Raw genomic sequence first — 14,398 nt, 5'->3', positions numbered from 1 at the left:
CTCCAGTGTGGCTGGAAAAAGCGGACGGATTAGATGAACCTTTTCACAGACTTCGAAGCAAGAATTAACAGAATTCTGGAATCGATTGAGATTATTCGTGAAAAGCGATCCGAGCTGGACTTCGGGCGCATCAATGTAGAGCCGCCGCGTGATGCAAGTCACGGCGATGTGGCGACCAATGCCGCAATGGTGCTCGCCAAGCCCCTGGGCATGAACCCGCGCGCGCTTGCGGACCTTATCGTCGACAAGCTCGGGCAGGATCCGGAGGTTGCCGGCGTCTCCGTTGCCGGTCCCGGTTTCATCAATGTCCGCCTGTCGGTTTCCTATTGGCAGAAGCTTCTGGCAGCCATCACCCGTGCCGGCGTCGATTACGGACGCAGCACGTTCGGCGCCGGCCGCAAGATCAACGTGGAATATGTCTCGGCCAATCCGACGGGTCCGATGCATGTCGGCCATTGCCGCGGTGCGGTCGTCGGTGACGCGCTCGCCAACCTGCTGGCCTTTGCGGGCTATGACGTGACCAAGGAATACTACATCAACGACGCGGGTTCGCAGATCGAGGTGCTCGCCCGCTCGGCATTCCTGCGCTACCGTCAGGCGCTCGGCGAGGATATCGCCGAAATCCCGGCGGGACTCTACCCCGGTGACTATCTCGTGCCGGTGGGCGAGGCGCTCGCGGACGAGTACGGCACGAGCCTCAGGATCATGCCGGAGGACAAATGGGTGCCGCTCGTCAAGGAGCGAGTCATCGACGCGATGATGGCGATGATCCGTGAGGATCTGGCGGCACTCAACGTCAACCATGACGTGTTCTTTTCCGAGCGGGCCCTGCACGACAACGGTGCAGCGCGGATCCGCACGGCCATCAACGATTTGACCTTCAAGGGTCACGTCTACAAGGGCACGCTGCCGCCGCCGAAGGGGCAGCTGCCGGAAGATTGGGAGGACAGGGAGCAGACGCTCTTCCGCTCGACCGAGGTCGGCGACGACATCGATCGCCCGCTGATCAAGTCCGATGGCAGCTATACTTACTTCGCGGCCGATGTTGCTTACTTCAAGGACAAGTTCGATCGTGGTTTCCACGAGATGATCTATGTCCTCGGCGCCGACCATGGCGGCTACGTGAAGCGGCTGGAAGCGCTTGCGCGCGCGATCTCCGGCGGAACGGCGAAGCTGACGGTGCTGCTCTGCCAGCTCGTGAAGCTCTATCGCAACGGCGAGCCCGTGAAGATGTCCAAGCGCTCGGGCGATTTCGTGACGCTGCGCGACGTCGTCGACGAAGTCGGGCGCGATCCCGTGCGGTTCATGATGCTCTACCGCAAGAGCTCCGAGCCGCTCGACTTCGACTTCGCAAAGGTGACGGAACAGTCGAAGGACAACCCGGTCTTCTACGTTCAATACGCCCATGCGCGCTGCCGTTCCGTTTTCCGCCAGGCTGCGGAAGCATTCCCGGATCTTGATCTGTCCTCAGTCGATTTCGCGGCCGCGGCCGGCGCGATCGTCGATCCCACCGAAATGCAGCTCGTCGCCAAGCTTGCAGAATATCCCCGTGTGGTGGAGGCGGCAGCACTCTCGCACGAGCCTCACCGGATCGCTTTTTACCTGTATGATCTTGCCGCGGTCTTCCACGGACACTGGAACAAAGGTAAGGAAAACCCGGAATTACGTTTTGTTAACGATAAGAATAGAGAATTAAGCATTGCCAGACTCGGGCTGGTGCATGCTGTCGCCTCGGTATTGAAGTCAGGCCTGTCGATCACAGGCACTTCTGCACCGGATGAGATGCGGTAAGTCGTGTCACCAATTCCCCACAATGCACTGGCAATTCAACGCAGGCAGTTGTGAGTGGAGAGTATGGCAGACAAACAATTCGCACGAAGCGGGCCGGCAGAATTCGAACCATTGGCCGATGATGATCCGTTGAGCGAACTTGCCCGCATTGTCGGTTACGATGCTCGGCCAGCCGTTCAGCAACTGCAGGAACTTCAGCGCCATCAGGAGGCGATGCGGCGCGAGCCGGCCTTCGATCTCGAGGAGGAGCTCCTCCGCGCCTTCGATAGCTACGATACGCCCCATGCGGCGCCTGTTCGGCCCGATAGCGGCCTTGTCGAACATCCGTCTGCCGCAGTGCCGACCGATGGCCCGCACTCTGTCTTCGACGAGCAGGCTGCTCAGAATGCAGTCGTCGCCGATGTCGCTCCGGCCCCCGAGGAGGTCGCCGAGGCCGCCGCGTTGCCTTCGATCGAGACCCCGGTGGAATGGACGTCGAATGGCGATGTGGCTGCGGTCGCGGCGCCGCATGACGAACCGGCCGTGGACCTGGAGCGCGAGCTCGAATTGTCGCTTGGCTACGATGCGTCGCCGGATGCGACCGACGCTGCCCAGCCGGGTTCCGTACCTGCCGACGTAAGCGATGTTCCTATCTTCTCCGACTGGCAGGAGCCGCTTTCCGCCAAGCTGGCCGTAGCCGGCAAACTCGCCGAGCAGGCCGGGCTTGCAGAGCCCGTCTATGTCGACATGGCCGGCGATCTCGCCGGTGCGGTCCAGAGCGACGAGCTGGCGGACATTGCCGTCGCACCCCCGGAACTGCCGTCGCAACCGTCAGCTTCCACCGGCGCCGACCGGCTCCTGACCGATGTCGAGCGTTTTCCGGTGCCTGCCGCCGCAGAAGCCGCTGCGCCGGCCGTGGCCGAAACTCAGGATCGGCCCGCTCCGGCGGCGGTGAAGAAGAACAACTATCCCTTTACTCCGACGTTCAGCCGCGCGACTCCGGTAGCGTCGTCAGGCGGCGTTTCGCAGCAGCGGGCTTTTGCCACACCGACCGTCGAGACCGCTGTCGCAAGCGCGGCTGCCACAAGCCCGGCGGTCGTCGCGCAGAGCGTGTCGCCTGAACGTGCGCCCGAGATGCGTGCGGAAGCAGCGCCTCAGATCCCCGAAAACAGGATGCCGGAAGCGGAAGTCGAGCCGAGCTTCGACATCGAGGACTTCGAACTCGAATTGGCCGACATAGCGCTCGACCTCGATCTTGCGGACAGCCCGGTTGCCGAGGCGCCGGCGAGCGTTGTCGCTACGCAAGCCGCCGTAGCGCACCCGGCGCTCGTGGAAACGCCTGCGCAGCCGTATCTGCAGGCTATGGCCGCGCCACGCGAGCCGGAGACATTCGTCCATCAAGCGCCGGTATCGGCGCGGGACATGTCTGTGCCGGTGGAGCCCGAAAAGCCATCCGCCGACGTAGCCTTGCCTTTCGACCCGGCGATGATCGGCGAGACCGAAAGCGGCGTCGCACCGATCGGCGAACTGGACGTTCCACAACTCCCTCCGGTCGAGACCGAGGAAAAAGCAGCGGCTTATCCGGCCGATTACGATCTGGATATCGACGCCGAGATGGCGCAGCTGTTCAGCGCGCCGACGCCTGCTGCCAAGAACGGAGCAGACCTCGAGCCCGTGTCTGTATCGGCGGACAAGGCGGGTCCTGCACTCGCACCGGCCGATGATTTCGACGAGTTCGAGAAGGCGATGGAGGAAGACTTCCAGCGCTCGATGGCGGAGCGCCGGAGCGCAACGCAGGAAGCCGAGCGCGTGACGGCGATGCCCCATGCTCGGGCCGAGGAATATCGTGAAGAGGGTTATGGCCGGCGGTCTCAGCGCTCGATGCTGCTGGCCGCCAGCGTTGCCGGGATCATCATCGTCGGCGGCGCCGCCGTCTACGCTTGGATGGGCGGCAGCAACGCGGTGCTTTCCGGCGATGGTCCGAAGATCATCCTGGCGGACAAGGCGCCGGTGAAGGTCGTACCCGAGGAGAAGGGCGGCAAGACTGTGCCGAACCAGGACAAGGCGGTTTACGACCGCGTTGCCGGCGTCTCGGGCAAGGCGCCGCTCCAGCAGAGCCTGGTCTCCTCGACGGAGGAGCCGATGGACGTGGTGCAGCGGACGCTGACGCCGGAGACTTTGCCGCTCGAGGGACGTGGAGACGTCGAGATGTTGCCGGGTGCTTCGCCCGCCGACGACGACGAGGTCGCCCGCTTGCTGCCGGGGGCTGATGCCGGCAATGCGACTGATGAAGAGGAAGCGGTTCCCGCCGTTGCACCGCGCAAGGTCCGCACCATGATCGTCAAGCCGGACGGTACGCTTGTCCCCCGTGAGGAACCGGCTCCGCAACCGGAAAGCGCGGCGGTAGCAGCCGGCGGTGCGGCGCCGATCCCGGCCCGTGCGTCCGGTGAAGCGGTTGCCGCCGGTTCACAAGCCGAAGCAACCGCTGCCGCGCCGCCGGATCAGCTCGCTGCAGCGTCCGAAGGAGTCACTCCCGTTCGAAGCGTAAAGACGACCGCGCTGCCGCAGGCACGCCCGGCCGCTCAGCCGGAGGCGGCTGCTCCCGCCGCGGCCCCCGCGGAAAGCCAGCCGGCAACCGAAACGGCAGCCGCACCGCTGGCGACGGCTTCGGTTCCCGCCGGCAGCTACGTGATCCAGATTGCCTCTCTGCCTTCGGAGGCCGAGGCGCAGAAGAGCTACAACAATCTCTCCTCGAAGTTCGCGAGCGTGATCGGCGGTCGCGGGGTGGACATCCGCAAGGCAGAGATCGCCGGCAAGGGCACGTATTACCGGGTCAGGATCCCCGTCGGTTCGCGCGAGGAGGCCAATTCGCTTTGCTCTCGCTACAAAAGCGCCGGCGGAAGCTGCCTGGTAACGAAATAAACACGGCAAAGTCCGAAACGAGAACGGGCGCGGCAGGGATGCCGCGCCCGTTCTCGTTGTGCAAAGGGCTGGAGCGGGAAGTGAGCGGAAACCGCACACACTTTTCCCGCTCCGGGAAACATGCAGTATGCTTTTCGCATGAGCGAATCAAAAGCATTCATATCCGGCTGCAAGGGCCTCACGCTGACGCAGGAAGAACGCGACTTCTTTGCGGGCGAGCGCCCATGGGGCTTCATACTGTTCGGACGCAATATCGGCGAGGAAGAGCAGATCCGCGACCTGGTGGCGAGCCTGCGTGACAGCATCGGCAGCCCCCGGGCCCCGGTATTGATCGATCAGGAGGGCGGTCGCGTTCAGCGCATACGCCCGCCGCTCGTGCAGCAATATCCGAACGGCGCGGCCATCGGTGAAATCTATCGGCGGGACAGGGAACTCGGCCTGCGTGCCGCATGGCTCATGGGGCGTCTGCATGCCTTCGACCTGATGCGCTTCGGCATTACGGTCGATTGCCTGCCGGTACTCGATGTGCCGGTACCCGGCAGCCATGACGTGATCGGCAATCGTGCCTACGGGCATGACCCGGCGACGGTAACCGCGATCGGTCGCGCGATGAGCGAAGGTTTGAAGGCGGGCGGCATGCTGCCGGTGATGAAGCACATGCCCGGTCACGGCCGGACCTTCGTCGACTCGCATCACAACCTGCCGGTCGTCAGCGCCGGTCTCGATGAATTGAAGAGCAGCGATTTTCTGCCCTTCGCGGCAATGAAGGACGAAGCGATGGCCATGTCGGCGCACATGGTCTTCACTGCTATCGACCCGGACAACCCGGCGACGACCTCTGCGAAAGTCGTGCGCGAGATCATCCGGGGCCACATCGGCTTCGACGGTCTGCTGATGTCCGATGACGTCTCCATGAATGCGCTTGCCGGCGACATGACGGCACGTGCCGGCGGAATAATCGCCGCCGGTCTTGATCTCGTCTTGCATTGTCACGGCATTATGGAAGAAATGAAGGCCGTGGCAGATGTCGTTCCGGTTCTCTCCGGGGAGAGGCTCCGCCGGGCGAGGGCTGCCGAGGCCGCTTTCCGGGAACCGGACGACGCAGTCGAAGCTGCACTGCGCGCGGAGTTCAACGCAATGTTTGCGCTCGCCTAGGCTCTTGAGCCTGGCGGGCGGGTCCGTTGCTGAAAGGGCAGGGTCGTGAGCAAATCGGACGAAAGGCAGGAAATGCCTTCCGCGAAGGCGCCGATGGAGCCTTTGTGGCAGGACGAGTCTGCCCGTCGCGGATTGCACGAGGACGAGCTCGTCGTTGACATCGCCGGCTTCGAAGGTCCGCTGGACCTCCTGCTGCACCTTGCGCGCAGCCAGCGCGTCGATCTTTCCCGCATTTCGGTGCTGGCGCTCGCGGAACAATATATCGCCTTCGTCGAGCGGGCACGGTCTATCCGTATTGAGCTTGCAGCCGACTATCTCGTCATGGCGGCGTGGCTGGCCTATCTCAAGTCGCGCCTGCTCATCCCTCAGCCGGCAAAGGATGAAGGCCCATCGGGCGAGGAGATGGCCTCGGCGCTTGCGTTCCGCCTGAAACGTCTGGAGGCGATGCGCGACGCCGCGATGAAACTCGTGAACAGGAACCGCCTCGGCCGGGACATCTTCGTGCGCGGTGCGCCCGAGCACATCGTCACGGAGAGGAAGTCCGATTATGACGCCTCGCTCTACGACCTGCTGACAGCTTATGCGACGCTCAGGCAGCGTCAGGCGATAACCCAGGTGACGATCGAGAAGCGGCATGTCTGGTCGCTCGGCGATGCGCGTTTGATCCTGGCGAGAATGGTCGGGAGCCTTGACGACTGGACGGCGCTCGACCATTTCCTGATCCGCTACATGACAAGCCCGAAGGAGCGCGCGACGGCGATTGCGAGCTCCTTTGCGGCGTCACTCGAAATGGTGCGCGAAGGGCGGTTGGAAATCCGTCAGGAAGGGGCCTTCACGCCGATCTATCTGCGGCGCGGGCCAAATCCGTTCGATGCGGCAACCTTGGCGGAGATGGAGGCGGCGCGTGGCTGAAGCCCAGAAATTCCTGCCCGGTGACGAGGATTACGAGGAAGAATTTTCTTTCGATCCGAGGCTCGAGCAGGAAGCCGAGCGGATCGCCGAGGCCCTCGTATTTGCCTCCGCCCAACCGGTTTCAGAAGCCTATATCGCCGGGCGCCTGCCGCGCGGTGTGGACGTCGGAAGCGTGATGGCGAGGCTCAAGAACCGTTATGCGGGCAGCGGCGTCAACCTTGTTCAGGTCGCCGACCATTGGGCCTTCCGCACTGCCGCGGATCTGTCCTTCGTCGTCAATACGGACGAGCAGGAGGTCCGCAAACTGTCGCGCGCGGCGCTGGAGGTGCTGGCGATCATCGCCTATCACCAGCCGGTGACACGGGCAGAGATCGAGGATATCCGCGGCGTCCAGACTTCGAAGGGTACCCTCGACGTGCTCATGGAGGCAGGATGGGTGCGGTTCCGCGGTCGCAGGCGCACGCCCGGGCGTCCGGTGACGTTCGGCACGACGAGAGACTTCCTCGATCATTTCGGCCTCGAAGAGATCCGCGATCTTCCCGGCATCGAGGAACTGAAGGGGGCCGGCCTGCTGTCCGGGCGTGTCCCTTCCCATCTGAACATTCCGGTTCCGATCGGCGACGATGAGTTTGCCGAAAACGAGGATCCCATCACCCAGATGGACCTCGAAGAACTGGGCCTCTTGACACCGAAGCCTGAAGAAGACGATTAAAAATCCTGAGTATGGATATCGGCTTTAGGTATAGAACGGGATCTTCGGGTCGAGGAATGCAAGCATGGTTTCAGATGCGCGTAACGGCGCCGTCGCGATGACGAGGCGCTCGGGTGTGTCGTTCGCAGCGAACCTGGCATTCGAGAATATCAGCCATCGTTACCATTCCAAGGATACGATCAAGGGCGTAACGCTCAAGGCCGAAGCCGGCGAAGTGCTCTGCCTGCTCGGACCGTCCGGCTCCGGCAAGACAACGCTGTTGCGTATCGCCGCGGGCATCGAGAAGCAGACGGGCGGGCGCCTTCTGCTGAACGGACAGGAAATATCCGGCCCTTCCATCTTCGTTCCGCCCGAGCAACGCGGCGTCGGCCTGATGTTCCAGGACTTCGCCCTTTTTCCTCATATGACCATCCGTGAGAACGTCTGTTTCGGCTTGACCGAATTGCCGAAGAAGAAGGCATTGCTGCAGGCCGATGCCGCGCTGGAGCGGGTCGGCCTTCTGCATTATGCCGAGCGGTATCCGCATGTGCTCTCCGGCGGCGAGCAGCAGCGCGTGGCGCTGGCCCGTGCACTTGCGCCGCGGCCGGCGGTGCTGCTGATGGACGAGCCTTTTTCCGGCCTCGATTCCCGCCTGAAGGATTCTATCCGCGCCGACACGCTGGCCATACTGCGCGAGACGCGCGCGACCGCCATCGTCGTAACGCACGACGCCGAGGAGGCGATGCGTATGGCTGACCGGATCGCCCTCCTGAAGGACGGCCGCCTGGTGCAGGTCGGCACGGCGGACGAGCTCTATCGCCGGCCCTGCGATCTCTTCACTGCCGGCTTCTTCTCCGAAATAAACGTCTTCGATGCGCGCGTGCGGGACGGTCATGTCGAAACGCCGCTGGGGGTTGTGGCAACCGGGCAATATACGGAGGGGCAGCCACTGAGCGTAGCCGTGCGTCTTTCCGGCATCCGGCTCGACGAGACCGGTGGAGAAATTCCGGCGCGCATCGTGTCCCGGCGCTTCCTGGGCGTCGTGGAGCTTTTGGAACTCGCCGTGCCGCAGTCCGAACGCACGGTTCGCGCCCGCATCCGCGCCGATTTGCTGCCGCAAGGATTGCGTGACGTCACGCTTTCCGTTAACGAGCGCGACATATTGGTGTTTGAAAAAGACGCATCAACACCTTAGGGTCCGCCAAGAGGAGGCGTCCCCTGAGGGGTGCGCCTGAAAAATGACAACGTGCTGGGCTCTAATCTGTTTAGGGTCTCGAGGGAGTAAGTGGATGGGTTCCTTTAGTATCTGGCATTGGCTGATCGTTCTGGCGGTGGTTCTGCTGCTGTTCGGCCGCGGCAAGATCCCCGAGTTGATGGGCGACGTTGCCAAAGGCATCAAGAACTTCAAGAAGGGCATGGGCGACGACGAGGTCGCTTCGGCCGACAAATCGATCGACGGCAAGACCGTCGACCACAAATCTGACGAAGTCCGCTGACGGTCGGAAGCTGACGGGGCTGGGTGCGACAGGCACCCGGTAGCCCGCATCACGGGTTTTTAGGGCGCGTCGGATGCTTGATATCGGCTGGACCGAGCTTGTTGTTATCGCAATCGTCTTGATCATCGTCGTCGGTCCGAAGGACCTGCCGCCGATGCTGCGCGCGTTTGGACGGATGACGTCCAAGATGCGCGGAATGGCGTCCGATTTTCGGCGGCAGTTCGACGAGGCGCTGCGCGAAGCCGATCTCGACGACGTGCGCAAGACGATCAGCGATGCGCAAAGTCTCAATCCGACCGCGGCATTGCGGGATGCGATGAACCCGCTGCGGCAGCTCGGAAACGAGATCAAATCCGATCTGCAAAAGGCGACCACGCCCGACAGACCGCCAGCCTCCGCAACGCCCGAACCACTGGTCGAACCGGTCAATACCGACGCCGTCGGCGAAACGGCGGCAAAAGCCACGGAAAAGGTGGCGGCGGCAGCGGTGAGCTCGGCATCGAGGCAGATGGACCGTGCCGCCGACGTGCCGAAGGCGAGCGAACCGAAACCTGCGCCCAAGCCCAGAGCGCAGTCGAAGAAGCCAGGCACTTCCGTCACGAAGAAGGCCGCGGGCGAAACGGCGCCGAAGAAGTCGCCGGCGCGCAAGGCGCCGGGCGAAGCGCCGGCTGCGAATAAGTCGAAGACGCGCGCGGCTTCGCGCAAGAAAGGTGATGCATGAGCCGCGATATCGAGGACCGGCCGCAGCCGCTTATCGAGCATCTGATCGAACTGCGCACGCGGTTGATGTGGGCGGTGGGCGCATTCTTCGTGGCGTTCCTCGTCTGCTTCTATTTTGCCAAGCAGCTGTTCAACCTTCTTGTTCTGCCGTTCAAGTGGGCCGTGAGCTGGGCCGGGCTCAGCCACCGCAACGTCGAGCTCATCTACACGGCGCCGCAGGAGTTCTTCTTCACGCAGATCAAAGTCGCGATGTTCGGTGCGCTGGTGATCGCATTTCCGGTCATCGCGTCGCAGGTCTACAGGTTCGTTGCACCCGGCCTTTACAAGAACGAACGCGCTGCCTTCCTGCCGTTCCTCGTCGCTTCGCCACTCCTGTTCCTGCTTGGCGGCGCGCTGGTCTATTTCTTCTTCACGCCGATGGTCATGTGGTTCTTCCTCGCCATGGAACAGGGCGGCGGCGAAGGGCAGGTCGCCATCCAGCTCCTGCCGAAGGTGTCCGAGTATCTCAGCCTCATCATGTCTCTGGTCTTCGCCTTCGGTCTGGTGTTCCAGTTGCCGGTCATCACGACGCTCCTCGCGCGTGTCGGCTTCGTCACCTCCCAGGGGCTTGCCGAAAAGCGCAAATACGCGATCGTGATCGCCTTCGTGGTCGCAGCGGTTCTGACGCCGCCGGATCCGGTTTCCCAGATCGGCCTTGCGCTGCCAGCCATCCTTCTCTACGAAATTTCAATCTACACGGCGCGAATCGTCGAAAGGCGAAGGGCTGCCGAGGCCCTCGAGCGCGAGGCTGCCTCCGAGCAGGAAAGTTCGTCCGAGACGGCTGACCCCGCCAAGGGCTGACCGCGGAGTTCTTGCGCCGTTACTGCAGCGCCCGCGCTCTTCGGACGCGCGAGGGGCGCTGTGGCATTCTGAATCGCTGCAGGATTTCGTCGTCAACGGCTCCGATGTCATGCAGCAACCAACGCGTGGAACGACTATGCTCGATATCAAATGGATCCGTGAGAATGCAGACGCGCTCGATGAAGCCCTGGCGAAACGGGGTGCGGAGCCATTGTCGGCGTCCCTGATCGCACTTGACGAACGCCGCCGCGCAGTCCTCCAGTCGTTGCAGGACATGCAGTCGCGGCGCAATGCTGCGTCGAAGGAGATCGGCGCGGCGATGGCCCAGAAGAACAGCGAGCTGGCCGACAGGCTCAAGGCCGAAGTCGCCGACCTCAAGAATGCGTTGCCGGCGGCCGAAGAGGAAAGCCGCCGGATCGAGGCCGAGCTCTCGGATGCGCTGTCGCGCATCCCCAACACGCCGCTCGCCGACGTGCCCGTCGGTGCGGACGAAAGCGCAAATGTCGTGACCCGGGTCGTCGGCGCCAAGCCCGGCTGGAACCACAAGCCTCTCGAGCATTTCGAGATCGGCGAGGCGCTGGGACTGATGGACTTCGAAGGAGCGGCCCGGATTGCCGGCTCGCGCTTCACCATCCTGAAGGGCCAGCTTGCACGCCTCGAGCGGGCACTCGGCCAGTTCATGCTTGATCTGCACACCGGGGAGCATGGCTACATCGAGGTTCAGCCTCCATTGCTCGTCCGCGACGATGCGATGTACGGCACCGGACAGTTGCCGAAATTCTCCGACGATCTCTTCCGTACGACCGACGGGCGCTGGCTGATCCCGACCGCGGAAGTCCCGCTGACGAACATGGTGCGGGAGCAGATTCTCGACGGTGAAAAACTACCGTTGCGCTTCACTGCGCTGACCCCGTGCTTCCGCTCCGAGGCCGGTTCCGCAGGTCGTGACACCCGCGGCATGTTGCGCCAGCATCAGTTCAACAAGGTCGAACTGGTGTCGATCACCGACGCCGAAAGTTCGATAGACGAGCACGAGCGGATGACCGCTTGTGCCGAGGAGGTGCTGAAGCGCCTCGGCCTGCACTACCGCGTCATGACGCTCTGCACCGGCGATATGGGGTTCGGCGCGCGCAAGACCTATGATCTCGAGGTCTGGCTGCCGGGCCAGGACGCCTATCGCGAAATTTCCTCCTGCTCCGTCTGCGGCGATTTCCAGGCCCGCCGGATGAACGCACGTTACCGCGGGAAAGAAGAGAAGGGGACGAAGTTCGTCCACACGCTCAACGGATCCGGCGTCGCCCTCGGCCGGGCGCTGATTGCCGTGATCGAGAATTACCTGAATGATGACGGCTCGATCACGGTGCCGGACGTCCTTGTGCCCTATATGGGCGGCCTGCGGCGGATCGAGAAATCGGCCTAAGCACGAAGAAGCGGAAGAAGACCGGCAATGCGCATCCTGCTGACGAATGACGATGGCATTCACGCCGAGGGCCTCTCCGTGCTGGAACGGATCGCCCGGACGATATCGGACGACGTCTGGGTGGTGGCGCCGGAAGTGGACCAGAGCGGGCTTGCTCATTCTCTGACGCTTTCGGAGCCGCTGCGTCTGCGCCCGGTTTCCGAACGGCGGTTCGCGCTCCGGGGCACGCCGACCGATTGCGTGATCATGGCGGTCAAGAAGATCCTTGATCGCAAGCCCGACCTCGTCCTTTCCGGCGTCAATGTCGGCGCCAATCTTGCTGACGATGTCACTTATTCCGGAACGGTGGCCGGCGCCATCGAGGGAACGCTGCAGGGCATTCGTTCGATCGCGCTCAGCCAGGCCTATCAACATGCCGTCGGCCGCGACGTTCCCTGGGATGTAGCCGAGACGCACGCACCGGCGCTCATCCGCACATTGATGGGTGTCGACTTGCCGGACGGAACGCTCATCAACCTGAACTTTCCGAACTGCGCCGTCGATGCCGTTGCGGGCGTTGAAGTCACATCGCAGGGCAAGCTCGAATTCGGTCTCAGCATCGACGAGCGCACGGACGGACGCGGCTTTCCCTATTTCTGGCTCCGTTTCGGCGAGCGTGCCGGCGATTTCCGTTCAGGCACCGACATCAGGGCTCTCCGCGACAACAGGATTTCGGTAACCCCGCTTAAACTGGACATGACCGATCATGCCGCTCAGGAACGCATCGCGCAGGCATTGCGGGAAGGAAGTGTCGCTTGAACGGACGAATTTCGCAGCAGGAGGGGTTTGCAGCGATGGCGCTGCGGCTTCGCTCGGGCGGCATCGTCAATCATGAGCTGCTGAAGGCTGTGGAGCAGACGCCGCGGACGCTCTTCGCTCCGCCGCAATACCAGGACGAGGTCTACTCCAAACGGCTCATTCCGCTCGAGTGCGGTTCCTTCATGGAGGGCTGCGACATGGCCGTCCGGCTCCTGCACTGTCTCAATCTCAAGCCTGGCCAGCGCATACTCGAGGTCGGAACCGGCAGCGGCTTTACCGCGGCCGTGATGGGGCGGATCGCCGAGCGCGTGCTGACGATCGACAGGTATCAGACACTCGTCGCATCGGCGCAGAAAAACCTGGAGAAGGCGGGCCTGCGCAACGTCGTCGTCCGCCAGGCCGATGGCAGCGCAGGAGTGCCGGGCGAGGGCACCTTCGACCGGATTCTCATTACCGCCGCATTCAACAGCCTTCCCCGGACGTTCTCCGATCATCTCGTTTCGGGCGGCACCCTGCTGGTGCCGATCATGATGAGCGAAACGCATTGCCGCATCGTTCGCGTCAACCGTACCGGTAGCCGCTTCGACCGGGAAGATCTGTTCGACGCGCCTTACCTCCCGATCGTCCCACAGGTAGCGTCGTTCCTTTAGGGCGGGATGAGTGCGTTAAGACAATTTTAACCCGCTCCAGCCCCGTGCAAGCTTCCCGCTTTAGGTACCCGACCTGAAATCATCGTGATCCAGGCCGGGACAGCATGAACATGGCGCGGAGTGTGCATTTGCTCCGCATCGCGGTCGTCGTGCGATAGACGGAGACGGCATATGCAGATCGAGAACAGGTTGAACGCTGCCGCTGCGTCAGGCGACGGCTTGGGCAATCTTGCCGGGCGTTCGGCTGACCCGACCGGTGCCGCAGACAAGGGCGAGAGCGGGGTGCCGGTTCCGCCTACGGGCTTCGTCGATCCGACACCGCGCATTTCGCTTTCCGCCGACGCGCTGCTCTATCTCGGCCGGGCCAAAAGAACGCCTGAGAAATTGCCGCCTCTCACGAAGGACGAGTGGAACAATCGTCTTTCGCCGCAACTAGCGGCACGCGAACACCAGGCGTTCGGCAGGCTCGCCGAAACCGGTGACTACAGGGCATATTACCGGGCCTTCATCGACTATTATGACGGCCTTCGCCCGGAGGATCAGAACAGCCTGCGCTATTTCGGGACGCGCGAAGCGGCGGTCGCGGGCCTGCGGTCGCTCGATTATGATGCCGACAGCGGCCTCGACATGGATGCCGAATTCGAGAACCTGGTCAGCGTCTTTCTCGAGGAAGACAAGATTGCCCCTTCGCCGGCCACAACCACGATGTCGCCGGCAGAGCGCGCCTTTTTCGCCTGGGATGCGTCCAACATCAGCTATGAGGTAGATGCGCCCGAGCCGAGACCGATGACCGAAATCGAACGGCTTTATTCCGAGCTGCTATAGGGCCTGTTGAGATCCGGGATACCCGCCGCGGCTTGTTTGATCTCCTCATCCCTGTGCTCGTCACAGGGATCCAGTCAGGCCAAGTCCTTGGGCTGAAAGAACGCTTCCCCGCGCCGCAGACGCGGCGCTGCTCTCATCTCTGTGACAAGCACAGAGATGAGGTGCGGAGAGTTTGCAGACCTCCGATGTATGACCGGAG

13 protein-coding genes are annotated in these 14,398 nt (G+C 62.9%); all 13 read left to right on the top strand.

Annotated features, from left to right (window positions below; all coding sequences use genetic code 11):
• Positions 1-33 precede the first annotated feature (33 nt).
• The 13 genes from argS to JOH52_RS17160 all read left to right on the top strand — a co-directional run bounded on the left by argS (position 34) and on the right by JOH52_RS17160 (position 14,199).
• Complete coding sequence (argS, locus tag JOH52_RS17220; protein WP_010969275.1) at positions 34-1,791, top strand: arginine--tRNA ligase; 1,758 nt, start codon at positions 34-36, stop codon at positions 1,789-1,791.
• A gap of 63 nt (positions 1,792-1,854) precedes the next feature.
• Entirely contained in the window at positions 1,855-4,692 is a 2,838-nt protein-coding gene (locus JOH52_RS17215; protein ID WP_107010478.1) for an SPOR domain-containing protein, read from the top strand.
• 120 nt (positions 4,693-4,812) lie between these two features.
• A complete protein-coding gene (gene nagZ, locus JOH52_RS17210; RefSeq protein ID WP_010969277.1) occupies positions 4,813-5,847 on the top strand; it encodes a beta-N-acetylhexosaminidase in 1,035 nt (344 codons plus the stop codon).
• Between the two features lie 72 nt (positions 5,848-5,919).
• Positions 5,920-6,759 (top strand): segregation and condensation protein A, encoded by an 840-nt coding sequence (locus JOH52_RS17205; protein ID WP_014526708.1) that lies wholly within the window; start codon positions 5,920-5,922, stop codon positions 6,757-6,759.
• A complete protein-coding gene (gene scpB, locus JOH52_RS17200; protein WP_010969279.1) occupies positions 6,752-7,471 on the top strand; it encodes an SMC-Scp complex subunit ScpB in 720 nt (239 codons plus the stop codon). The genes JOH52_RS17205 and scpB overlap by 8 nt, the downstream gene beginning before the upstream one ends.
• A gap of 64 nt (positions 7,472-7,535) precedes the next feature.
• Positions 7,536-8,645, top strand: coding sequence for an ABC transporter ATP-binding protein (locus JOH52_RS17195; protein ID WP_010969280.1), 1,110 nt, complete (start codon positions 7,536-7,538; stop codon positions 8,643-8,645).
• Positions 8,646-8,739: 94 nt separating this feature from the next.
• Entirely contained in the window at positions 8,740-8,946 is a 207-nt protein-coding gene (locus JOH52_RS17190) for a twin-arginine translocase TatA/TatE family subunit (protein ID WP_003534564.1), read from the top strand.
• 73 nt (positions 8,947-9,019) lie between these two features.
• The gene (tatB, locus tag JOH52_RS17185; protein WP_010969282.1) at positions 9,020-9,667 is read left to right on the top strand and encodes a Sec-independent protein translocase protein TatB; all 648 of its coding nucleotides are present in this window, start codon (positions 9,020-9,022) and stop codon (positions 9,665-9,667) included.
• The gene (gene tatC / locus JOH52_RS17180; protein WP_003534569.1) at positions 9,664-10,506 is read left to right on the top strand and encodes a twin-arginine translocase subunit TatC; all 843 of its coding nucleotides are present in this window, start codon (positions 9,664-9,666) and stop codon (positions 10,504-10,506) included. Before tatB ends, tatC begins: the two co-directional genes overlap by 4 nt.
• Positions 10,507-10,642: 136 nt before the next feature.
• Entirely contained in the window at positions 10,643-11,926 is a 1,284-nt protein-coding gene (gene serS, locus JOH52_RS17175; protein WP_003534571.1) for a serine--tRNA ligase, read from the top strand.
• 27 nt (positions 11,927-11,953) lie between these two features.
• Positions 11,954-12,724, top strand: coding sequence for a 5'/3'-nucleotidase SurE (gene surE / locus JOH52_RS17170; protein WP_010969283.1), 771 nt, complete (start codon positions 11,954-11,956; stop codon positions 12,722-12,724).
• Positions 12,721-13,374: a protein-L-isoaspartate(D-aspartate) O-methyltransferase gene (locus JOH52_RS17165; protein ID WP_014526709.1), complete on the top strand. Its 654-nt coding sequence runs from the start codon at positions 12,721-12,723 to the stop codon at positions 13,372-13,374. The genes surE and JOH52_RS17165 overlap by 4 nt, the downstream gene beginning before the upstream one ends.
• A gap of 171 nt (positions 13,375-13,545) precedes the next feature.
• Positions 13,546-14,199: a biotin transport regulator gene (locus tag JOH52_RS17160; RefSeq protein WP_010969285.1), complete on the top strand. Its 654-nt coding sequence runs from the start codon at positions 13,546-13,548 to the stop codon at positions 14,197-14,199.
• Positions 14,200-14,398: the final 199 nt, after the last annotated feature.

Source organism: Sinorhizobium meliloti, assembly GCF_017876815.1.
GTDB lineage: Bacteria > Pseudomonadota > Alphaproteobacteria > Rhizobiales > Rhizobiaceae > Sinorhizobium > Sinorhizobium meliloti.
The sequence above is the reverse complement of the archived record's forward strand: the minus strand, read 5'-3'. Positions and strand labels throughout refer to the sequence as shown.